Consider the following 21,280-nt stretch of genomic DNA (forward strand, 5'->3'; position numbering starts at 1 on the left):
TAGTTTGTCGAAACTAAAAACCTTGACCGCCGCCAATATATAAATCTGCAATAAATTTTCCTACATACTAATATGAACATGAGGGAGGTAAGTTTGTCCGAAAATTCAGTCATTATAAACCACTTTCAAATCACCTTTTTTGTTTTTTTAACCTACTGTAAATACTTAGGCTTATTGGTTTTGATGACTCAGTATCGTTTTCAACACTTTTCCACCTGGGTTTCGTGGTAGTTTACTAATAAACTCTATTTCTTTAGGTATTTTATAATCTGCCAATTTATCTAATAAAAAAGCTTGAATATCTTCTGCTGAAATTGACTGTTCACCTTTTTTAACGATAAATGCTTTAACTTGCTCTCCAAACAATTTGTCGGGTATTCCCACAACAGCTGCCTCTAAAACTCCAGGGTGTCCATATAGTATATTTTCAACCTCAGCAGAATAGATTTTTTCACCACCACGGTTGATCATATCTTTTTTACGATCCATGATATATACATAGCCATCGTTATCAACCATTGCTAAATCCCCTGATTTCCAGAAACCGCTTTCAAAAGATTCTTTATTTGCTTTTGGATTATCCCAATAGCCTTCAATAACCATAGGGCCTTTAATCAGTAATTCACCTACTTTATTTCTTGGTAACTCCTCACCTTGCTCATTTATAACTTTTACTTCTGCAACAGGAACTGGTAATCCTACAGAATTCAACTTCGAATCAGGATAATCAATTGGCATAAGTGTTGTTGGTGATGAAGTCTCAGTAGCACCATATGCATTTTGCAACCTAGAGTTTGGAAACTCTTTTCGTAATTGCTGGATCGTTTCATAAGACATTGGTGCTCCACCATATGCAATAATGCTCACATCATTGTAAGCTAATTTCTTAAAATGTGGTGAAGACAATAGCATCACATATATAGTTGGTACATTAAAGAGAAAGTTAATTTTCTCTGTTTCCATTGTCTTTAAATAATCTTCAGTTCGATATCGTTTTAATATTACAGATGTACCCCCAACGAGTACCATATGCAAAAGTTGACCTATTAAACCAGTGACATGAAATAATGGTATAGCAATAAGTGTTTTCATTGTTTCATTTGTCTTCATAACGTATTTGTAATTAAGAGCACTATGGATAATACCAACATGACTGCCAATTGCACCTTTAGGAGTTCCTGTAGTTCCTGAAGTATACATAATAAATAGTGGATCTGTTTCTTCTATTGCTACTTTTGGCAAACTTTTATCTCCAACGTTAGTATTTAATACAGCGAAAGATTTTACTGTTAATTCAGTTTCATTTTCATATTCATCCGTCAGAAAAAATAATCTTGTTGTCTCTAGCCGATTATTTTTATGTGCTGGTTCTAACTTTTCATATAAGTCTTTTTCGGTGATAATGATTTTGGCTCCAGAATGATTTAGCATATAAGTAATTTCTTTTTCTGATAATCTCGAGTTGAGAGGAACAATAACTGCCCCTAGCTTTGTACAAGCGAGAACAACATGAACAAATTCAAGACAATTCTCAACTAATATAGCAACTCGATCACCTTTTTTGATTTCATACTTGTAAAAGAGATTTTTAGCTATTGTAATACTAATATCATTAACTTGCTTGTAGGTCTGTCGTACTTCCCCCATGACTAAAGCCTCTTTTTGAGGGTGCTCACTGACAGATGCTTCAAACATTTCTGCAACCGTTTTAGGTCGTTCACTATACACCTTTACCTCTCGGTTAAAGATTTGCGATCTTTCAATCACTACTACACCTACTTTCATATTCATTATAATAATTAATTTTACTAATCTTAAAAAATGGTTACTTCAAGCTCTAAACAACTGCAACCGATTTTTGAAATATTGAGTTTTACTTTTACTTTTACTTGTATTTTGATAATTGCAAAAATTATGCCAACTATTCCGATAAATACCTTTTACTTTAAATTCAGTTTAAGAATTCATCATGTAGATAGCAGTTTTCTAACTGCGGAACAAAAAAACAACCTATTATGTATATTTAAGGTTGTTATATTTTTTATTTGAAAAAGTTTTTAACTCTTGAGCTTTGTTTCGTAAAACCAAAAAACGATGAAAAAAGTAATCGTCGATTACTTTTTTCATCGAAGCTAGTTTAATCCCAGTCTCTTTATCTTTTTGACTAATGCTGATTGACTAATTCCCAACTCTTTTGCTGTTTTTCGAGTCGTTTTGTACTCACATAACTTTTCTACAATGACCTGTCTTTCAATTTCTTGGACGATTTCTTTTAAAGTTTGATTACTTCTTATTCCTTTATCTTTCTTTTTATTTATAATCGCTGGCGGTAAATCATCTACATCAATTTCATTTTTTTCTGTCGTAACAATTATTCTTTCAATGAGGTTCTCCATTTCACGAATGTTTCCTGGCCAGTGGTAATGCTCCAAATAATAGATAACTTCTGAATTCAATCTTTTGTTCAATTTATATTTATTATTTGTTTTTCTTAGAAAGTAATAAACAAGAGGAGCAATGTCCTCTACTCGTTCCCTCAATGGGGGAATTTGAATAGGAACGATATTGAGCCTATAAAACAAGTCTTTACGAAACTCCCCTCTTTCCACCAGCTCTTCAAGATTTTTATTCGTAGCACTTACTACACGGGTATTTATTTTTTTCGTCCTTTGTCCCCCTACTCTCGTGATCTCAAACTCTTGAAGAACACGAAGTAGCTTTACTTGTAACTCAATAGGCATTTCACCTATTTCATCTAGAAAGATTGTTCCACCATCTGCCTGTTCAAATAATCCTGGTTTTCCTCTACCATCAGCACCAGTAAATGCACCTTTTTCATATCCAAATAACTCAGATTCGAGTAAATGAGGGGGGATAGCACCACAATTCACTTTTACATATGGTTTTTTAGATCGTTTACTTCCTTGGTGAATAATATTTGCAAATACTTCTTTCCCTACTCCAGATTCTCCAAGCAAAATCACTGTAGAATCGACGCCTGCCACCTTTTTGGCTAAATTTAGTGCTTTAATCGTATTAGGGCTTTGAGCTATTACTTGGTCAAACAATTGTTTCAATTCTTCCTTCTTTTTAAAATCATCTATTTCTTTCAATATTTTCGCTGTATATGCTTTTGCTTCTTGTAATTCTACTTTTAATTTATTTAGCTCAGAGATATCCCTAACATTTGTTACAACATGTGTAATTTTCCCTTGTTCATTAAAAATTGGACTTCCTGTAACCAATACTTCTTTTCCCTTTACAATTTGTACAATCGTCGTTGGCTTCTTCTCTTTTAATACTTTTAAAGTAACGGACTCTGAAATAATACCTTTATTCACAACATCCTTAAGATTTCTGCCTAAAAGCTCTTCTTCGTGAACACCTGTTATTCGTCTATAAGCCTCATTTACTATTAATCCATCGCCGTTTGCATCTGCAACATATATACCGTCATAACTAGATTCAATAATTGAGTCTAATAATTTATTCATTTCAAGAGTATCCTCTACGTTTCTATCTAATTTAAAACTCATCTATTTCCTCCTTTTTAACATTCTATTTTCTGACTATTCAGCTTTATATGATGAATTATTTCATCATTTTTTAGAAACTGCAATGATATAGACACTATTTAATTGAATGTTTTTAATATTTATACTTTTGGCATATATTTTGCATATGTAATATTGAATACGATTATATTAAAGGAGTGAACAATTTTATGTATAATTTCAGTCCCACACCAGAACAACAGGAAATGATTGATAAAGCGAATGCGTTTATGAATGAATACGTATACCCTAATGAAAAACACATGGTCCCTCATCGAGGCTTACCAAATGATATTTTGAAACCGCTTCAACAAAAAGTGAAGGAGCTAGGTTTATGGGGAGCACACTTACCTAAAGAGGTAGGAGGAATGGGAACAGGATTTCTTTCTCTAGGTTTACTATCAGAAGTAATTGGAAAAAGTCCAATAGCTCCATATATTTTTGGTTCAATGGCCCCAGATGCTGGTAACGGCGAAATTCTCTGGCATGCTGCAACACCGGAACAAAAAGAAAAATACTTAGTTCCTTTAGCAAATGGCGATATCCGCTCTTGTTTTGCTATGACAGAACCAGATGTTTCCGGATCTGATCCTAGAATGCTACAAGCAACGGCTGAGTTAGACGGTGATGAGTGGGTAATTAATGGTCATAAGTGGTTTACAACAGGTGCAATTGGTTCTTCTTTTTCAATTGTTATGGCAGTTACAGACCCAGATGCTCCTACGTATAAAAAAACAAGTTTATTCATTGTAGAAAACGATAATCCTGGATTTGAAATCGTTCGTGAAGTACCTGTAATTGGAGATCATTTTGCTGGCGGACATTGTGAAGTGCGCTATACAAATTGTCGGATTCCAAAAAATGCAATTCTTGGTGAACGCGGGGAAGGATTTAAACTCGCTCAACTTAGACTTGGACCAGGAAGGATCACACATGCAATGCGTTGGTTAGGAGTATGCCGTCGAAGTCTCGAGCTTATGCTCGACTACTCAGCAAAACGTGAAACACGAGGGAAAAAGCTTTCAGAATTCCAAAGCATTCAAAACTTTATTGCTGACTCTGCTGCTGAAATTCAAGCTGCTCGTTTAATGACTCTTCATGCAGCTTGGCTGATGGATCAAGGTAGTGAAGCTCGAAAAGAAATCTCTTTGATTAAATTCTACGGCGCAAATGTACTTCACAATGTTATTGACCGAGCAATTCAGGTACATGGTGCACTTGGAGTAACTGGCGATACACCTCTTGAGGGCTTTTATCGTGAGGCGCGTACAGCAAGAATTTATGACGGTCCAGATGAAGTTCATCGCTATGTCGTAGCCAGAACACTATTAAAAGCTTTCCAAGAAGGAGAAGAACTCTATTGATTTCTAATATCAATGTAACAAGACAATCTCTAGAGGGAATTAATTGGGGAAAATTGGAAGACTTCTTAAAAAGGCAAATCCCAGAACTTGCCGATCATCAATTGACCGTGAAGCAATTTACAGCAGGATATTCCAACTTAACTTATTTACTCTCATTTGGAGATAACGAAATGGTATTAAGACGTCCACCGTTTGGTTATATTCCACCTAGAGCACACGATATGAAAAGAGAATTTAATATTTTAGCAAAAATTAATCCCATCTTTCCACTAGCACCTAAGCCAATGATTTACGAGTCCGACCCAAACATTATGGATAAACATTTTTATATTATGGAAAAAAAACAAGGCGTTGTGTTAGATGATTCTATTCCCGAATGTTATCATTCAAAGGATAACGTTGGCGAACAAGTTTCTACAACATTTATAAATACTTTAGTACAACTCCATAATATTGATTATATACAAGCTGGATTAGATAACTTAGGTAAACCTGAAGGATATTTAAAAAGACAGGTTGAAGGTTGGTCCAAAAGGTATGAGCAATCCAAAACAGATGAACTTCCAATCATCAATGATCTTGTTCCTTGGTTACTTTATAATGTTCCAAATTCACCTAAACCAACTATTGTTCATAACGACTTCAAATTAAATAATATGATGTTCTCAGCAAGTAACCCAAATAAAGTTGTAGGTATCTTTGATTGGGAAATGTGTACGATTGGCGATCCACTCGTTGATCTCGGCTTGGCCATCGCCTACTGGACTGAACCTGGAGACCCAGAAACTGGCCTTACTACCGTCACCAACCAACCTGGTTTTTTATCTAGGCTAGAACTACTCAATTTATATGCAAGACATAGTGGCCGAGATGTATCCAATATTAATTATTACGTTACTTTTGCTTTCTTTAAGACAGCTGTAGTATTACAACAACTCTACTACCGTTGGAAAATTGGTGAGTTAAAGGACAACCGTTTTGAACACCTTAATATTGGAATTTTTAATTTATTAAAGCAAGCACAACTCACAAAGGATAATAAACTATTACGGTAAAAGGTGGACCTACGATCGGTGGACATATATCACTAAGCATAGATTACTAAAACGATAAATAGGAAGGGTATTAAATGGGAAGAAGAATTACAGTACTCACGCGAAAAGAAGAAATTGCTGAAGAGAAGCTAAAAGACTGTATTGTAGTGGTTATTGATGTGTTACTTGCTACAACCACTATTTCGACTATATTAAACTATCGTCCTAACTCTGTCATTCCAGTTAAAGATCAAGCAGAAGCACACAGTATTGCTAACGGGTTAGAAGAAAATAGTTTTTTGTTAGTCGGTGAAAGTGCCGGATATGAAATTGAAGGCTTCCTTCTTCCAGATCCGTTGCAAATTATTAAACATTCATTATTAAACAAAGATATAATTCTTCTTACAACGAACGGAACGGTAGCGATCAGAAAATCTGCAAGTGCCAAACGGGTTTATGCTTGCGCCTTAATTAATACTTTAACTGTAGTAGATGAAATTCTAGCATATGATGATACTTCTTCAATTTTAATCGCTTGTGCTGGTAATGACAGTCGTTTCTCCCTTGAAGACTTTCTTTGTGCGGGTTATCTCATAGATGAACTTCTAAAGCACCAAACGAATTGCACTTTGTCTGATGCCGCTATCGTAGCTAAATCCTATTATGAAAGTAGTACCGATGAGACGATTGAGTATCAACTAGCAAATTCTGAAACAGGAAAATTACTAAAAGAGTTAGAATATCATGATGCGATTCAGTTTGCATCTAAAAGAAGTTGCATAAATATAGCCCCGTATCTTATAGATGGTAGATTTACTTACTCAGATCAAAAATAGAGACTAGAACTCTATACAACAACTTTGTATGTATAGTATTAATTAGTTATATAACAGGTAACTCAAAACCGAAGTAACAGGCACCTCAACAACAAAATATAGTTACTGTACTACCTAGTAGCAACTATATTTTGTATCCAGTTGAGGAGCCAAACATTTATGTTACCTCTTGTTTTTATGCCTTTATTTTTACATTATAATGCTTCAACCAGTGGTCCATTTGAATAAAATGAGCGATGAGCTGCGGGCCTGTCATCAGTTGCCCAAACCATGGCGTTTTAAATGAAGCTCCTCCACTTTCAGCAATTTCTCTCATTTTAGTACGATCAATTAAATCAAATAATGGAGAGTCGTTTTGCTTAAGAATGTCAAGCATTTCCGTTTTTACTGCATTCGTATAATGTGGATTATGCGTTTTTGGATATGGACTCTTTTTGCGATATAACACTTCATCCGGTAAAATTCCCTCGAGTGCCTTACGCAAAATCCCCTTTTCTAAACCATTCAATTGCTTCATTTCCCAAGGAATGTTCCATACGTATTCTATGAGACGATGGTCAGCAAACGGGACACGAACCTCTAGACTGGCTCCCATACTCATTCGATCTTTACGATCGAGGAGCGTTGTCATAAACCAAATGATATTTAAATACGAAATTTCTCTTCTACGCGCTTCCTCCTTCGTATCTTCTTCAAATCTAGGTGTTTCTGCGATCGTTTCTTTATATCTTTCGTGAACATAAGGTTGTAGTTTCAGTTTATTTTTCCACTTGTCTTGTAGAAGTGCTTCTCTTTCTTGTGTAGAACGCATCCACGGAAATCCATTCATATTCATCACTTCAGGCTTATGGAACCAAGGATATCCACCGAAGATTTCATCCGCGCATTCTCCAGATAAGCCGACCGTCACATCTTCTTTTATTTTTTCGCAAAACCATAATAAACTCGAGTCAATATCAGCCATACCAGGCAAATCACGTACTTCAACAGCTTTCTTTAAATAACCTGCGAGATTTTCCATCGAGATGACGTGATTCGTGTGTAATGTACGAAATTCATTAGACACTTTTTCAATCCATGGACCATCTGCATTCGGCTGAAAATCATTGGCTTTAAAATATTTATCATTGTCGGCATAATCGATCGAATACGTTCGTAAATCACCCTTGTTGTCGCGCTCAAACACATTAGCTGCTAATGCTGTTAAAGCACTGGAGTCAATACCTCCTGATAAGAACGTACACACTGGAACATCTGCTACTAATTGACGTTCGACAGTGTCTGTTAACAAATAACGAACTTTTTCTGCCGTCTCATCAACATTATCGACATGCTCCTTACTTTTCAACTTCCAGTAGCGAGTAATTTTAGCCCCGTTGCGGTCATACAGCATTGCATGTGCTGGTCGAAGTTCTTCTATATCTGTGAACACCCCATGTCCCGGTGTACGTGATGGTCCTAAACCTAACACTTCAGAAAGACCAGTTTCATCAACTGTTGGTGATATGTCCCGATGAGCGAGAAGTGCTTTAATCTCAGACCCAAATATCAATTTACCGTTTTGAACGGAATAAAATAATGGTTTGACACCGAGACGGTCACGGGCAAGAATTAAACTTTGATCGTGCTCACTCCAAATTGCAAACGCGAAAATACCATTTAACTTTTCTAAGCAATGAAAGCCCCACTCTATATAAGAAGTTAAGAGAACCTCTGTATCGGAATGTCCCTTAAACGTATGTCCTCGTTGAAGTAGCTCTTTACGTAGATCTTCAGTATTGTATAACTCGCCATTATACACAATCGTATATGAACGATTCCCTTTCGTTCTGGTCATTGGCTGAATCCCGCCTTCTGGATCGACAACAATAAGACGAGTATGTCCCAATGCTGCATGGTTAGAGCTCCAAATGTTAATATCATCAGGACCTCGACGTGATAACGTCTTCGCCATTTTTTCAACTTCAGCTTGCTCTTTTACCATGTTTCGCTTCCAATCAATCCAACCAGTAATACCACACATCTATATCAACCCTCTTTCGGGAGTAATTTATTTAAATGGGTCCAATGCCCATATCCCATCGTATTCATAGTTAACGTAGATTGTTACTCTCCTATCACCTTGTAACCCCTTACACACCAATATTTTTATCTATTATTTATATAGAAGAGCGTTCGTTCAGCAATTAAAAAATCAGACGAAATTCAATAAGTCCTTAATGACCATGATTGAAGATGTTTCACCTGATTTAACTCATAGCTATGCATAAAAAGATCAATATATCCTCATAATGAAAACATAATTGAAAAATAGGGCTTCTTACATAAGTAGAGAGCATATAAAGGAGTGAAGTAAAAGTGAATTCACAACGCGCTCAAGAAATCGTCGAGTCTATGAAGGATGTTCAAGTACTTTTTAATGGTACTCCGGTTATGATCCAACATGTCGATCATGATAAAGAAACTGCACGCGTTTATGAAAAAAGCCAGCCTGAAAACGAAATGACAGTTCCTGTCCAGCAACTAATGGAACAATAAAATTGTTACACTAAGTTTGATCTTACATTTCAAATTACGAATCTAAAGAAGAGCTGACCTCTGGCGGTCAGCTCTTCTTTAGGTTTTCTTGTTCACATATGTATGATAGTAATTTCTCACAACTCTTATTAACTAATTCATATACTTCTTCGAAATTGCCTGTATAGTACGGATCTGGAACATCAACAACATCACTTTCTGGAAGAAAGTCAAGAAGCCTTGCAATTTCTCCTGTTTGCTCATGCTTTGCCATTGCGTTTAAGTTCCCTACATTTTCAGCATCCATTGCAATGATATAATGATAGTTCTGTAAATCCGGCTTTGTTACCTTTCGTGCCTTCATTCCACTATAATCAATTTTGTATTGGTCTAAGATGTTTCTCGTTCCCTCGTGCGGCGGTTTGCCAATATGCCAGTCTCCCGTTCCTGCCGAATCAATCTCAAATTGATCACTTAAGTTTGCTTCTTCTACTTTTTTCCGAAACACAGCTTCTGCCATCGGCGATCGGCAAATATTACCTAGACAAACGAATAATACTCTTACCATAGTTTCTCTTCCTTTCTAGATCACGTCCATACCGTAAATGTTAGCGCAATTCATTAGGATAAGCAACGTCCTGTCAGCTTACAATTCCACTTTAAAATTCGTAATTTCTATAACTGCATTATAAAAAGACTGGCCCTTTTGAGTCAGTCTTCATTATATGAATAATTCTTAAATAAAAATTTCTTTATGACTTTCCTTTACTTTCGCCAAAACTGCTTCAATATTCGGATACTCTTTACCAATACAGTATCGTTCTACATTACATAAACTATCTTCCTCACCTCGAAAAATTTGGACGACCTCTTCGACTCCCATCTTTTTCGTTTGAACGACTCCATCTACATATACTGCATCATTATTTTCAAACTTTTCATAAATGACATGGAAATTTGGCTTTATCTCCCCAATAAAAAACTCTTTCGTTTCGACTAGATCATGAACGCGCACGTTCTCTTCACTTCCTATTCTAAAAATTTTAAAGCACCTACTAAACTATACACCCTCGTCATACAATTTTTGAAAAGCATTTGTGACTATTGCTTTACAACATCTTGAAGGTTTCGTTTCAATTTACGAGATAGAAACTATTGTAGGAAAACCAAACCAATTTTATACATAACATTGGCTTTTACTTGTAAGTTTTTACATCAATAATCTCATCCAGTTGTAAATAGTTTTTTTCACCAAATTGATCAATTAGGTGCAGTTTTCTTTCTTGCTCATTAAAATGATGAACCGTACCTACCATACAATGGTAGTCATAGTTTTCATAATAAGTAAAAATAAGTGATGCGTTATTTGCCATCCCTTCACAAATCTGTTCATTCATTTCTAACAGCTGTTGCTCATCGAGTTGAGGCTTTTTTTGATACGTCAGCTCCTTTTTTAACTCACGAAGTAAACCTACATGTTCTGGAAGCATCATCGCTGTCCACTTTATATTTCCACGATCTTTAATCATTTATTTCATCTCCTCTACGCTTTATGACCGCCAAGAAGCGTACAACGGTATTTAGCTGTACCCGCTTCCGTGTAAGAAACAGCTCGTAATAATGCACCTGATCCATATTTGTTTCGAATGGCATCCATCGCATAACCTAATTCCTTTTTCCGAGGTTTCTCTGGATCTAGCAAGCTGAGCTGAACATGGGCATCATCACAAACATTCGATAGCGCAATTGTAATTTGTCTTACCGTTTCTCCCCGATAATGCTTCTTCATTAAATGAAGACATGCTTCGTAAATATCCATGGTCAGGTTGGTTGGTTCATCAATACTGACTGAGCGGTAAAAGCCGCCGCCATACTCTTCTTTACTGTAGCCAAAACCTAAACTTACGGTGCGTCCTGCCTTACGAGCATTGCGAGCCCGTCTCGTTACTTCCTCACACATTTCTAAAATCACACATTTAATATCTTCTCTCTCTTTATAATCACGAAGTAAAATTTGTCCTTTGGCAAAGCTAATCTGCCCCTGCATAATCGGTGCACCGAGCTCAGACAAATCGATCCCCCATGCATGGTAATACATTTGATTTCCCATAACGCCAAACGCTTTCTCTAATCTTGTCACGTCATATTGAGCAAGCTGTCCAACCGTTCGAATCCCTAGACGATTTAAGCGTTTTTCTAACCGTGAACCAATTCCCCACATCTCGCGCAACGGTAAGGGCCATAACTCGTTTTGTAAATCCTCAAAATCCCACTGGGCCACCCCCGTCTTTTTTGCTTGAATATCTAGACAGAGTTTAGACATAAGCATATTCGGACCAATCCCGATTGCACATGTTAAGCCAAAGTCTCTTAACATGTCTTGACGAATACGCTGGGCTAATTGTGAAGGTGATCCCCAAAGACGTTCGGTACCATCTACTTGAAGGAAACTTTCATCCACACTATAAACGTGAATGGCTTCAAATGGGACATAGCGAGTAAAAAACTTTGTCAGTTCCACGGAAGTATCCAGATACATCGCCATTTGCGCATTAACGAGCTGGATACGGGGATCATCCGGAATTTCAAATAACCGACTTCCCGTTTTAATTCCAAAGTCTTTTTTTAATTTAGGTGTCGCCGCAAGCACAACACTTCCTGACCTTTCCGTATCAGCAACAACAGCTAAATAACACTCTAGTGGATCAAGCCCTAGCGCTAAGGCTGAACAACTGGCATAAAAACTTTTCATATCGACACAAAGAATGCTGCGTTTTTCAATCGTTTCATATAATGGTTGCGGAACCAAATGAACCCCCCCTAAAAGGAACCTGTGTTCGTATTTTATTCTTCATTATAAACGAATATACGTTCGTTTTTCAAATAGAAAATCTTTACAATCAATCACTTCTTATGAATATCGTCCTACCATCATTCGCAACTATAAATTAAAAGACGTTTGGAAATAATAAGGGTGAGGTGAATTAAACGTGGAACATTATCATGTAGCAAACTTAAACGACGAGCAGCTCCAAAGGTTGAAAAGTCTTGAAGAAGAATTAAATGTCGTATTAATTGCCTACGATGACGATGAAAAAGATAAACCAGGCGGTAAGCATACGATCATAACTGGGTAAAAAAAAGAAAGAAAAATGAGTACTGAATAGATTCAGTGCTCTATTTCCATTAGAATAATACTGAAATAACAAAATTACCCTTTAAAGTTGCATTTAACTAGAAAAAAAGGGAAAATTAATATAAAGACGAATGTATAGGAGATTTGTAGTCAATGAAATATTTCCAACCTGATTTTGAGTTAAAACATTTTACTGAAATTACAACAGAATGGCTAAAAACGAATAATATAAAAACGATTTTATCGGACTTAGATAGCACGCTTGCCATTCACCACCAACCCGGTGGAGAAGATGTAGAGGAATGGGTCACCATGTTAAAAGAAAACGGCGTCGAACTTGCAATCATATCAAATAATAGCCAAGGCCGTGTTGATCGATTTTCAGAGCCTTTAGGAATCCATGGCTTAGGTCGCAGCGGAAAACCTGCTATACGAAAAATTGAACGATACATGCAGAAAATGGGTGCAAAAAAAGAAACGAGTTTATTTCTTGGTGATCAGCTTTTTACAGATGTTTGGTGTGGAAAGCGACTAAATATGAAAACAGCTCTAGTTCAACCGGTTGGTGAAGAGCACGAGCCGTGGAACATTAGACTAAAGCGAGTATTTGAAAGACTAATTCGTAGAAGATGGTAAAAGCAAAGGTAGAAGCTGTAAAAGTTTCTACCTTTTTACGTGCCCGTATTGCTAAAATAAAGAAAGATTTAGATGAAGGAGCCTCATTTATGGATCGCCAGTTTTTAAAAAAGAAGATTGAAAAAATTACAGCCAGCTATGTACACGACCCCGATGTACGTTTAAGTGATGAACAAGTCAACACACTTATAGAAAAATTTAGTGAACAAAGGCTTGCCAACCCTAATGAAGATATACACTACATTCTTCATGATGTCATTTATGATTATTTAACGGTTAATTACTTTTGATAAAACTTTTTACCGCCGATCTTTTCAACTAGGCGTGGAAACAGCTGATACAACGTTGAACCTACATCCATCCACCAAGGTAAATTTAGCTCCCGCTTCGGCTTAATCATTAATTCCACAATACGTTTTGCTACAGCTTCTGGGGGTAACATCATCTTTTCCACATTCTTTTTATACGTACCGGTTTTGTCTGCTTGATCAAAAAAGGCTGTTCGAATCGGTCCCGGATTAACAAGGCTTACATGAATATTTGAGTCGTGCAATTCCATTCGCAGTGCATTTGTAAACCCTCTTACCGCATGCTTTGTTGCTGAATAAACACTCGATTTTGGTGTCGCAATCTTGCCTGCTTGTGAACCTATGTTAATGATGTGCCCTTCTTGGTTATCTAAGAAGTATGGAAGAACCGCTTTTGTACAAGCCATCAGCCCTAAAACATTCACATGAAACATCTCTTCAACTTGATGAAAATCAGCCTCGTAAAAAGCATCAAAATAGCCAATTCCGGCATTATTGATAAGAACATCTATCGTGTCATGGTTAGCAACCACTTTTTCAACCGTTTTTTGCACACTTTCGAATGAGGTAACATCTAATGGATAATAATACGCTTGAACAGTATATTTTTCCTTAATTTCCTGTGTGATCATTTCTAATTTATTAACAGATCTAGCAAGTAAAATTGGAATTCCTCCCATTTCAGCAACGAGAAAAGCGAGTTCTTTCCCAATCCCACTAGAAGCACCTGTTATTACAATTTTTTTTTGTAGAAGCCGTTTCGTTGTCATCTTTTCCTCCTAATCATATTACCTATATGTATAGTTATTCACAATTTTGAAAAAACAATCAGTCACATCTTGACGGAATCGCAAGTTCAACTTATAATAGTCTCCAAAGTATAATGAGCGTTGATAGGAATAGTAAACAGTGACATGTGCCCAGAGAGCAACACCCATCGGCTGAAAGGTGTGCCACCGCTGAAACTGTTGAACCTGCCCTTGAGCTGTCAGGCAAACCTGACCGTCGCCGGCGTTAACGGTTCCAAGAGGGCTTGCTTATATGCTTGCCAACAAAGGTGGTACCGCGGATCCAACTCTTCCGTCCTTTTATTTTTATTAGGACAGAAGAGTTTTTTAGTTTATTGGAATTTTTTACTTCTATTGCTACCCGAGCGCTTCCGCTTTTCTTTGTCTAGCTGCAGCGCTCAGCGACTCGTGAGACTTCGCTCTCCTCCTTGCGATAAGTCAACATCAGCTCCTTAACACTCGCTGTGTTTCCTTTATCTCTTTCGGAGAAGCTCCAGTCCATACGTCGCTACCCGAGCGCTTCCGCTTTTCTAGACTATTTTATCACTTTACACTGACTCTACAAATAAAAAGAGGGATGACGATGACGAAACAACGAATTGTCGTAAAAATCGGGAGTAGTTCGTTAACGAATAATAACGGCGGGCTATCCATTGATAAAATTTCTGAACATACTGCGGCTATAGCAAAGTTAAAACAACAAGGTCACGACATAATTCTCATCTCTTCCGGTGCCGTGGCTGCTGGATTTACACATCTTGGCTACCCAACTCGCCCCGTAACCATCGCTGGTAAGCAAGCGGCTGCTGCGGTTGGGCAAGGGCTGTTAATGCAAGCATATACCGAAGAATTCAGAAAACATGATATCGTAACAGCGCAATTGCTGCTCACTAGACATAACTTTTCAAATCAAGAACAATACAACAATGCTTATTCTACTCTATCCGAACTGATCAAACGTGACGTCATCCCCATCATTAATGAAAATGACTCCATTTCTCTTGAGGAGCTTACGTTTGGCGATAACGACATGCTGTCAGCGTTAGTTAGCGGACTTATTCATGCGAATACACTAATTATTCTTACTGATATTAATGGATTATACGATGACAACCCGAAGACCAATCCGAATGCAAAAAAGTTTTCATTCTTACCAGAAATTACTGAAGAGTTGCTCGAAGCTGCTGGAGGGGCTGGCTCAAGTGTTGGTACAGGAGGTATGCGTTCAAAAATCGAAGCAGCCAAAACGGCCCTTTCCGTTGGTGTTAAAGTATTTATAGGCTTAGGGACAGGATCAGATAAGCTTGTCGATATTATTTCTGGAAAAGGTGATGGCACTTATATTGGCTATACCGATCACCACATGATGAAAAGTAAAAAACAGTGGATCGGAATTCATTCTGAAATTGCAGGTAAAATTACGATTGATCCCGGCGCTGAAAATGCAGTCATTCATAAAGGAAAAAGTCTTCTCCCTGCTGGTATTACCGAAGTTGAAGGTAATTTCTCAACTGGCGATGTAATTGAAGTCTTTAATCAAAAAGGTGAATTAATTGGAAAAGGTCAAGTCAGTTATTCATCGAGTGAATTGGAATTAATTAAAGGATTATCGAGTGAGGAAGCAAAAAAACAGACAAATAAAGAACGATCAGAGGTCATTCACAGAAATTTATGGGTAACGATAAAGGAGAAGATGATAAAATGAGTGAACTCATTCAAAAAGCAAAAAAAGCAAAAGAAATTACAGCAGATCTAGCTGTCTTAACGACAGTACAAAAAAATGAAGCATTACTACTTATAGCAGATCAACTGATTGAAGAAACAGACTACATCCTTACAGAAAACGAAAAAGATATTATAGCAGGTCGAGAAAACGGTCTAACCGAATCACTGATTGACCGACTAAAGCTGACGAGTGAACGTATCAAAGATATGGCAGATGGTTTAAAACAAGTAGCAGACCTTGCTGATCCGATTGGAGAAGTCCTTGAAGAATGGGATCGTCCAAACGGATTACAAATTAAAAAAGTAAGGGTTCCACTGGGTGTAATTGGAATGATTTACGAAGCAAGACCAAACGTAACTGTTGATGCCTCTGGGTTATGTTTAAAAGCAGGAAATGCTGTTATTTTACGTGGAAGCTCAACAGCCATTTTTTCAAATAAAGCAATTGTTCAAGTCATTCATCGCGGACTAGAAAAAAGTCAATTACCCATTGAAACGGTTCAACTTCTTGAAGATACAAGTCGCCAAACAGCTTCAGAGATGTTTAAACTGAATGAATACTTAGACGTGCTTATTCCCCGCGGTGGTGCTAACCTTATACAATCCGTGGTTAAAAACGCTTCGGTTCCAGTACTAGAAACAGGTGTTGGAAACTGCCATGTTTATATTGACGAAACAGCAAATAAGGAAATGGCCATTTCAATTGCGATGAATGCGAAAACTCAACGCCCTTCTGTATGTAATGCGGCGGAAACGATCCTCGTTCATAAAGATTGGGCACAAAATCACTTACAAGATCTTTTAGCCCAACTAAAAGAAAAGCACGTTGAAATTCGCGCAAATGAAAAAGCGTGCCAGGTCGATACTAGCTTAATGGCTGCTACTGAAGAAGATTGGAGCACAGAATATCTTGATTTAACTGTAGCACTTCGAGTAGTTGATAGTGTAGAAGAAGCGATTGAACATATTCAAACATATGGAACAAAGCATTCTGAAGCCATTATTTCAGATGATGCTGAAAGTGTCAGCAAATTTTTAAATTACGTCGATGCAGCTGCTGTATACCATAATGCGTCCACTCGCTTCACTGACGGTTTTGAATTTGGCTTTGGTGCGGAAATAGGGATTAGCACACAAAAGCTTCATGCTCGTGGTCCAATGGGACTTCCTGCATTAACATCAACGAAATATGTCGTTCGCGGCACTGGACAAATTAAGTAAAGGGCAGGTGGTAAGTGATGTTAAAAGATAAAACTGTAACATTCGTAGGAGCCGGTTCAATGGCTGAGGCCATTTTTGCTGGACTGATTAATAAAGAATTATTAAAACCAGAACAAATTATTGCAACAAATCGAAAAGATGCAGCTCGCCTTGAAAGCTTAAAAAGTACGTATGGCATCCAAACAACTACTAATAAAGAGGAAGCCCTATCTCAAGCGGACATTGTTGTCTTGGCAATGAAACCATCAAATGTTATTGATGGAATTGAGCTGATTAAACCTTTCATACGAAAACAACAAATCTTCATTTCCGTATTAGCTGGAGTTACGACTCATTACCTTGAGGAGCTACTTGGGATCGAAGCACCTGTTATTCGATCCATGCCTAATACTTCAGCGAAAGTAGGAGAATCAGCTACAGCTCTATCTGCTGGAAAATTTGCATCAGAAGAAGATACAAATCTTTCCGCTCAATTATTTGAAGCAATCGGGACCGTTCACATTATTCCTGAAGATAAACAAGACGGCTTTACAGGAGTTGCCGGAAGTGGTCCAGCATACATCTACTATTTTGTTGAAGCGATGGAAAAAGCAGCAAAAGACCTCGGATTAGAAGAGGAAGAAGCAAAAGAAGCCATCATTCAAACATTAAGAGGCTCTTTAAAGCGGCTTGAGTCTACTTCAAAGACGTCTGAACAGCTTTATAAAGAAGTGATGAGTCCAAATGGAGCAACAGAAGCTGCATTAAATGTGCTTGCCTCTTACCAATTCCAAGATGCTGTCGTTGCTGGAATTAAACGATCTTCTGCAAGAGCAAAAGAAATGGGTCAAATTTTTACAGAGTCGAAATAAAAAGATGCCTTCAAAGTCATTTACCTTATGATTTTGAAGGCTATTTTTTAATTAAAGTCGTCGTCCTGCATCATTCAACAAAACTTCTATTGATAAATCAGAACCCCCAAAAATTACCTCAATCATCTTTTTCTTTTTTACAAATATAAATCATCGAATGACTTTGATTGGTTAACGGTGTTTTATCCCAATTTCCATACTGATGGAGAATTGTAAAGCCATGAGATGCTAACAGTCGCTCCATTTCTTTAGGGTAGACATAGCGAAGCTGAATATGGGTGACCTCTTCGTTCTCTTTACTTCGTCTAATCGTCATGTACGTTTGAATTTGAGCCAATTCATCATATTGACTGACTGTGTAAACATCGACCTTTTGACCTGCAGCGTCATGATACGATCGCCAGTACTCTTCTTCTTCAGATTGCATTAATTCTTCTTTTGAAGGAAATCTTGTTCCAAACAAAAATGTACCACCCTTTTTCAGGTGCCTATGTACTGAGGAAAGTAAATCATCTTGTTCTTGATTGGATAAAAAGTGCTGAAACGAGTTGCCTACCATAAATACAAATGAACTTTTCATATCAAGTTCTAGCTTTGTACAATCTTGCATTACTAAACGAATATATATCTCCTTTGCATTCGCCTTTTCTTTTGCTTTGCTTAGCATTTTTTCATGCAGGTCAACACCAACTGTCTCTATCCCCTGCTCTGCAAGACGAAGTGCAATTCTTCCCGTTCCGCAAGCTAACTCGATAACAGGTCCATTTACTTGCTTTGCAAACTCTTCGATCATTGAAAAATCTTCTAAAAATGCTTCATTTTCTAAATCGTATAAATCCGGGTCTTGATATTCTTCTAGATTGTTATTTAGACTCATACCGTTTTTTTCATTCTCCCTACCTAGTTATTTTCTCTATCGTACACCAATTTTTGCTATAGATTAATGTATTCTACTATAAAGAAAAGCGCAAGGTGCCTACTTATCGGCAACAAGCGCTGGAGGGCCAGCAATTAGTGTCTTGCCCTTTAGACACGTTTGGTGGACCGAAGCGACCTCGAGCCGATGGCACCTGAAGCTAGACATCTTCGAATTTTATACTTTCTTATCTCTTGAAAAGAGGCTGACAATAGTTGTCAGCCTCTTTTGATTAAAGTTTAATAGAAGCATCTTTTTCCCTTGCCTCAAAAATTGCTCGCCAGCCCTCAATCGCAAGGAAAATACAAAGAACAAATAATATAAACGCCATCGATGTTAACATATAATTTTGTGCAGCAAAGTTTTTATACATTAACACTCCTAATGCTGCGACCGTGACACAGAACATGAATAGCATTGGAATAATTACAAAATAAGCTTTTACTCCGCTCTTAATTAGCCAAGCGGCAACCGCTAATAAAGCAAGCGCACCTAACATTTGATTAGCGGCACCGAATAACGGCCAAACTGTCGACCATGTACCCGTTAATGCTAATGCTGCCGAACCAACTAATCCTGTTGAAGTGGCAACATGATTACTTTTAAATGCTTTCGTACGTCCCTCACCAAGCTCTTGGATCGCATATCTCATTAATCTTGTAGCCGAGTCTAACGTAGTTAATAGGAATGCAGAAGCTGTTAAAGCTGCAAATGTAACTGCGGTACTTTCAGGAATACCTAAATGGGACATGAAAAACCCTGCTCCTGCTGAAAAGGTTCCAATCGGTCCACCAAGTTCTGTCATTCGTGCCGCAAAGTCAGCTTGTGCTAGATAAGCTACAGTTCCAATAGCAACAACTGCAAAGAAAGCCTCTAAAAGCATTGAACCGTAGGCAATAAATTTCCCGTTCTTTTCATTGTCCAATTGTTTAGCTGTTGTTCCTGATGAAACGAGAGAGTGAAAGCCTGAGATTGCTCCACACGCAATTGTAATAAATAAAATTGGGAACAAGTATCCTAACGTTTCATTATAAAACCCTGTGAAAGCTGGTAGCTGAATCGTTGGTGAAACTATAAAAATACCAATTGCCGCACCTGCTATTAGTCCATATAACAAGAATGAGTTCAAGTAATCACGCGGTTGCAGCAGGACCCAAACCGGTAAGATTGAGGCAATATAGGCGTAACCAATTAAGATAAGTGACCACGCCGTTGCACTTAAAGAAATAGGATAAAGTACTCCTACCCAAATAGATAGTAACATAGCTATGACACCTAAAATACTTGCAACCACAAAGTTCATACGGAATTGATTCACTAGAAAACCAAACAGAATAGCAATACCAATAAATAAAACAGAAGCAGTTGCCGCTTGTGGAACAGCTACAAATGTATTAGCAACAAGAATAATAAATACTCCTACAATTAGAATCAATGTAGCAATCGAAAATGTTAAAAAGAGGACTTGTCCACGATTCCCTATGTACTCTTTAATTATAGTACCTATCGATTGTGCTTTATGACGGATTGAAGCTTGTAATGACGTGTAATCGTGAACACCACCGATAAAGATACTTCCAATAATAATCCACAAAACAGCAGGGAGCCATCCAAATAGCACTGCCGTAATCGGACCAACAATCGGTCCACCGCCCGCAATGGTTGCAAAATGGTGCCCAAGAAGGACGGGTTTCTTCGCAGGCACATAATCAATTCCGTCATTATATTCATTTGCTGGTGTTTTCTTACTTGGGTCTACTTTCATCGTTTTTTCTAAAAAACGTCCGTAAGTAAAATAAGCAATAAGTAGAATAATTCCTGTCAATAATAATAGTGTTAATAAATTCATTTCTTCACCTTCTCATCTTGAATAAAGTTCCTAAAAAATTCTTTGCCTTTTTTATTGGTATAAATGTGATTTGTAGAAAAATTGACAATGCCTAAATATTGCTCAGCCCAACCTTGCATCCCCCACTTAAAAAATAATAGTTTCCGATATTTTTCTACTACCTTTTGGACTTCTCTTGAAACCGGTTGGTCCGTCACTATCACCCCAAGAAAAATAGATGACATATGTTCTTCATCTCTTTGAACATTTTCTTTAATTCTGTTTTCGATTTCTTTTGCAAAATCATAGACATCATTTTTAGTGAGAGGCTTGTCCTTTTTCAAAACATAGACAAATTGTTGATTATTTGCTCCCCATACTTTTATTGATTTTGTAATAAAATACTTCTCATCCCGACGATGATAGTGTGCATAAAAAGCAAGTGGGTATGTTCCTAGCTTCTCATGTAAATAGACATCATAGTGCCTAGAAAATCTTTCTTTCATAGACATGATATAGTTATCTAATGTAGTCACCCCAAATCCTCCCCTTACAAGACTTTCAAA

Annotated in this window: 21 protein-coding genes; 10 read left to right on the forward strand and 11 right to left on the reverse strand. The window is 37.3% G+C overall.

Features of this window, described 5'->3' with window-relative positions:
* Positions 1-171: 171 nt before the first annotated feature.
* Both AC2VNP_RS04250 and AC2VNP_RS04255 read right to left on the reverse strand, forming a co-directional pair.
* A complete protein-coding gene (locus AC2VNP_RS04250) occupies positions 172-1,791 on the reverse strand; it encodes a class I adenylate-forming enzyme family protein (protein WP_486916155.1) in 1,620 nt (539 codons plus the stop codon).
* A gap of 341 nt (positions 1,792-2,132) precedes the next feature.
* Positions 2,133-3,536: a sigma-54 interaction domain-containing protein gene (locus AC2VNP_RS04255; protein ID WP_486916156.1), complete on the reverse strand. Its 1,404-nt coding sequence runs from the start codon at positions 3,534-3,536 to the stop codon at positions 2,133-2,135.
* A 188-nt stretch (positions 3,537-3,724) separates the two neighbouring features.
* Here AC2VNP_RS04255 and AC2VNP_RS04260 point away from each other — a divergent pair, with 188 nt between their 5' ends.
* The 3 genes from AC2VNP_RS04260 (at position 3,725) to AC2VNP_RS04270 (ending at position 6,788) form a co-directional block, all read left to right on the forward strand.
* Complete coding sequence (locus AC2VNP_RS04260) at positions 3,725-4,918, forward strand: acyl-CoA dehydrogenase family protein (protein ID WP_486916157.1); 1,194 nt, start codon at positions 3,725-3,727, stop codon at positions 4,916-4,918.
* A complete protein-coding gene (locus AC2VNP_RS04265) occupies positions 4,915-5,973 on the forward strand; it encodes a phosphotransferase family protein (RefSeq protein WP_486916158.1) in 1,059 nt (352 codons plus the stop codon). The genes AC2VNP_RS04260 and AC2VNP_RS04265 overlap by 4 nt, the downstream gene beginning before the upstream one ends.
* Positions 5,974-6,047: 74 nt before the next feature.
* Entirely contained in the window at positions 6,048-6,788 is a 741-nt protein-coding gene (locus tag AC2VNP_RS04270; RefSeq protein WP_486916159.1) for a 2-phosphosulfolactate phosphatase, read from the forward strand.
* Between the two features lie 175 nt (positions 6,789-6,963).
* Here the strand turns inward: AC2VNP_RS04270 and asnB are convergent, their stop codons facing one another.
* The gene (gene asnB, locus AC2VNP_RS04275) at positions 6,964-8,811 is read right to left on the reverse strand and encodes an asparagine synthase (glutamine-hydrolyzing) (RefSeq protein ID WP_486916160.1); all 1,848 of its coding nucleotides are present in this window, start codon (positions 8,809-8,811) and stop codon (positions 6,964-6,966) included.
* Between the two features lie 335 nt (positions 8,812-9,146).
* Between asnB and AC2VNP_RS04280 the strand changes: the two genes are divergently transcribed.
* The gene (locus tag AC2VNP_RS04280) at positions 9,147-9,326 is read left to right on the forward strand and encodes an H-type small acid-soluble spore protein (RefSeq protein WP_486916161.1); all 180 of its coding nucleotides are present in this window, start codon (positions 9,147-9,149) and stop codon (positions 9,324-9,326) included.
* Positions 9,327-9,393: 67 nt separating this feature from the next.
* Here AC2VNP_RS04280 and AC2VNP_RS04285 read toward each other — a convergent pair whose 3' ends face one another.
* The 4 genes from AC2VNP_RS04285 to AC2VNP_RS04300 all read right to left on the reverse strand — a co-directional run bounded on the left by AC2VNP_RS04285 (position 9,394) and on the right by AC2VNP_RS04300 (position 12,057).
* Positions 9,394-9,873: a low molecular weight protein-tyrosine-phosphatase gene (locus tag AC2VNP_RS04285; RefSeq protein ID WP_486916162.1), complete on the reverse strand. Its 480-nt coding sequence runs from the start codon at positions 9,871-9,873 to the stop codon at positions 9,394-9,396.
* A 168-nt stretch (positions 9,874-10,041) separates the two neighbouring features.
* A complete protein-coding gene (locus AC2VNP_RS04290; RefSeq protein WP_486916163.1) occupies positions 10,042-10,320 on the reverse strand; it encodes a hypothetical protein in 279 nt (92 codons plus the stop codon).
* A gap of 181 nt (positions 10,321-10,501) precedes the next feature.
* Entirely contained in the window at positions 10,502-10,834 is a 333-nt protein-coding gene (locus AC2VNP_RS04295; protein ID WP_486916164.1) for a YolD-like family protein, read from the reverse strand.
* Positions 10,835-10,848: 14 nt separating this feature from the next.
* On the reverse strand, positions 10,849-12,057 hold the full coding sequence (locus AC2VNP_RS04300) for a Y-family DNA polymerase (RefSeq protein ID WP_486916310.1): 1,209 nt from the start codon (positions 12,055-12,057) through the stop codon (positions 10,849-10,851).
* Positions 12,058-12,295: 238 nt separating this feature from the next.
* Here AC2VNP_RS04300 and AC2VNP_RS04305 point away from each other — a divergent pair, with 238 nt between their 5' ends.
* From AC2VNP_RS04305 to AC2VNP_RS04315, 3 genes are all read left to right on the forward strand, one after another.
* Entirely contained in the window at positions 12,296-12,442 is a 147-nt protein-coding gene (locus AC2VNP_RS04305; protein ID WP_486916165.1) for a hypothetical protein, read from the forward strand.
* Positions 12,443-12,594: 152 nt separating this feature from the next.
* Positions 12,595-13,077, forward strand: coding sequence for a YqeG family HAD IIIA-type phosphatase (locus AC2VNP_RS04310; RefSeq protein ID WP_486916166.1), 483 nt, complete (start codon positions 12,595-12,597; stop codon positions 13,075-13,077).
* Positions 13,071-13,367 carry a YqzH family protein gene (locus AC2VNP_RS04315; RefSeq protein ID WP_486916167.1) on the forward strand — a complete coding sequence of 99 codons (297 nt, stop codon included), beginning with the start codon at positions 13,071-13,073 and terminating at the stop codon, positions 13,365-13,367. The genes AC2VNP_RS04310 and AC2VNP_RS04315 overlap by 7 nt, the downstream gene beginning before the upstream one ends.
* Here the strand turns inward: AC2VNP_RS04315 and AC2VNP_RS04320 are convergent.
* Complete coding sequence (locus AC2VNP_RS04320; protein WP_486916168.1) at positions 13,358-14,155, reverse strand: SDR family NAD(P)-dependent oxidoreductase; 798 nt, start codon at positions 14,153-14,155, stop codon at positions 13,358-13,360. The two genes, AC2VNP_RS04315 and AC2VNP_RS04320, sit on opposite strands and share 10 nt — an antisense overlap.
* Positions 14,156-14,756: 601 nt before the next feature.
* Between AC2VNP_RS04320 and proB the strand changes: the two genes are divergently transcribed.
* From proB to proC, 3 genes are read left to right on the forward strand one after another with little or no spacing between them, the layout of a single operon-like run.
* Positions 14,757-15,878, forward strand: a complete 1,122-nt coding sequence (gene proB, locus AC2VNP_RS04325; RefSeq protein WP_486916169.1) for a glutamate 5-kinase — start codon at positions 14,757-14,759, stop codon at positions 15,876-15,878.
* A complete protein-coding gene (locus AC2VNP_RS04330) occupies positions 15,875-17,119 on the forward strand; it encodes a glutamate-5-semialdehyde dehydrogenase (RefSeq protein WP_486916170.1) in 1,245 nt (414 codons plus the stop codon). Before proB ends, AC2VNP_RS04330 begins: the two co-directional genes overlap by 4 nt.
* Before the next feature lie 17 nt (positions 17,120-17,136).
* Positions 17,137-17,970, forward strand: a complete 834-nt coding sequence (gene proC / locus AC2VNP_RS04335; protein ID WP_486916171.1) for a pyrroline-5-carboxylate reductase — start codon at positions 17,137-17,139, stop codon at positions 17,968-17,970.
* A 118-nt stretch (positions 17,971-18,088) separates the two neighbouring features.
* Here proC and AC2VNP_RS04340 read toward each other — a convergent pair whose 3' ends face one another.
* The 3 genes from AC2VNP_RS04340 to AC2VNP_RS04350 all read right to left on the reverse strand — a co-directional run bounded on the left by AC2VNP_RS04340 (position 18,089) and on the right by AC2VNP_RS04350 (position 21,250).
* The gene (locus tag AC2VNP_RS04340) at positions 18,089-18,847 is read right to left on the reverse strand and encodes a class I SAM-dependent methyltransferase (protein ID WP_486916172.1); all 759 of its coding nucleotides are present in this window, start codon (positions 18,845-18,847) and stop codon (positions 18,089-18,091) included.
* A gap of 271 nt (positions 18,848-19,118) precedes the next feature.
* Positions 19,119-20,735, reverse strand: coding sequence for a carbon starvation CstA family protein (locus tag AC2VNP_RS04345; RefSeq protein ID WP_486916173.1), 1,617 nt, complete (start codon positions 20,733-20,735; stop codon positions 19,119-19,121).
* Positions 20,732-21,250, reverse strand: coding sequence for a DUF8052 family protein (locus tag AC2VNP_RS04350; RefSeq protein WP_486916174.1), 519 nt, complete (start codon positions 21,248-21,250; stop codon positions 20,732-20,734). The genes AC2VNP_RS04345 and AC2VNP_RS04350 overlap by 4 nt, the downstream gene beginning before the upstream one ends.
* Between the last annotated feature and the right edge of the window lie 30 nt (positions 21,251-21,280).

The sequence above is a fragment of the Alkalihalobacterium sp. TH-98 genome, assembly GCF_057473385.1.

Excerpts from the sequence above, each read along its gene's own strand:
- AC2VNP_RS04340 (WP_486916172.1), bottom strand. The coding sequence starts at position 18,847 with ATGAGTCTAAATAACAATCTAGAAGAATATCAAGACCCGGATTTATAC.
- asnB (WP_486916160.1), bottom strand. The coding sequence starts at position 8,811 with ATGTGTGGTATTACTGGTTGGATTGATTGGAAGCGAAACATGGTAAAA.
- AC2VNP_RS04255 (WP_486916156.1), bottom strand. The coding sequence starts at position 3,536 with ATGAGTTTTAAATTAGATAGAAACGTAGAGGATACTCTTGAAATGAAT.
- AC2VNP_RS04330 (WP_486916170.1), top strand. The coding sequence starts at position 15,875 with ATGAGTGAACTCATTCAAAAAGCAAAAAAAGCAAAAGAAATTACAGCA.
- AC2VNP_RS04270 (WP_486916159.1), top strand. The coding sequence starts at position 6,048 with ATGGGAAGAAGAATTACAGTACTCACGCGAAAAGAAGAAATTGCTGAA.
- AC2VNP_RS04310 (WP_486916166.1), top strand. The coding sequence starts at position 12,595 with ATGAAATATTTCCAACCTGATTTTGAGTTAAAACATTTTACTGAAATT.
- AC2VNP_RS04315 (WP_486916167.1), top strand. The coding sequence starts at position 13,071 with ATGGTAAAAGCAAAGGTAGAAGCTGTAAAAGTTTCTACCTTTTTACGT.
- AC2VNP_RS04345 (WP_486916173.1), bottom strand. The coding sequence starts at position 20,735 with ATGAATTTATTAACACTATTATTATTGACAGGAATTATTCTACTTATT.
- proB (WP_486916169.1), top strand. The coding sequence starts at position 14,757 with ATGACGAAACAACGAATTGTCGTAAAAATCGGGAGTAGTTCGTTAACG.
- AC2VNP_RS04300 (WP_486916310.1), bottom strand. The coding sequence starts at position 12,057 with ATGAAAAGTTTTTATGCCAGTTGTTCAGCCTTAGCGCTAGGGCTTGAT.
- proC (WP_486916171.1), top strand. The coding sequence starts at position 17,137 with ATGTTAAAAGATAAAACTGTAACATTCGTAGGAGCCGGTTCAATGGCT.
- AC2VNP_RS04320 (WP_486916168.1), bottom strand. The coding sequence starts at position 14,155 with ATGACAACGAAACGGCTTCTACAAAAAAAAATTGTAATAACAGGTGCT.
- AC2VNP_RS04260 (WP_486916157.1), top strand. The coding sequence starts at position 3,725 with ATGTATAATTTCAGTCCCACACCAGAACAACAGGAAATGATTGATAAA.
- AC2VNP_RS04295 (WP_486916164.1), bottom strand. The coding sequence starts at position 10,834 with ATGATTAAAGATCGTGGAAATATAAAGTGGACAGCGATGATGCTTCCA.
- AC2VNP_RS04285 (WP_486916162.1), bottom strand. The coding sequence starts at position 9,873 with ATGGTAAGAGTATTATTCGTTTGTCTAGGTAATATTTGCCGATCGCCG.
- AC2VNP_RS04250 (WP_486916155.1), bottom strand. The coding sequence starts at position 1,791 with ATGAATATGAAAGTAGGTGTAGTAGTGATTGAAAGATCGCAAATCTTT.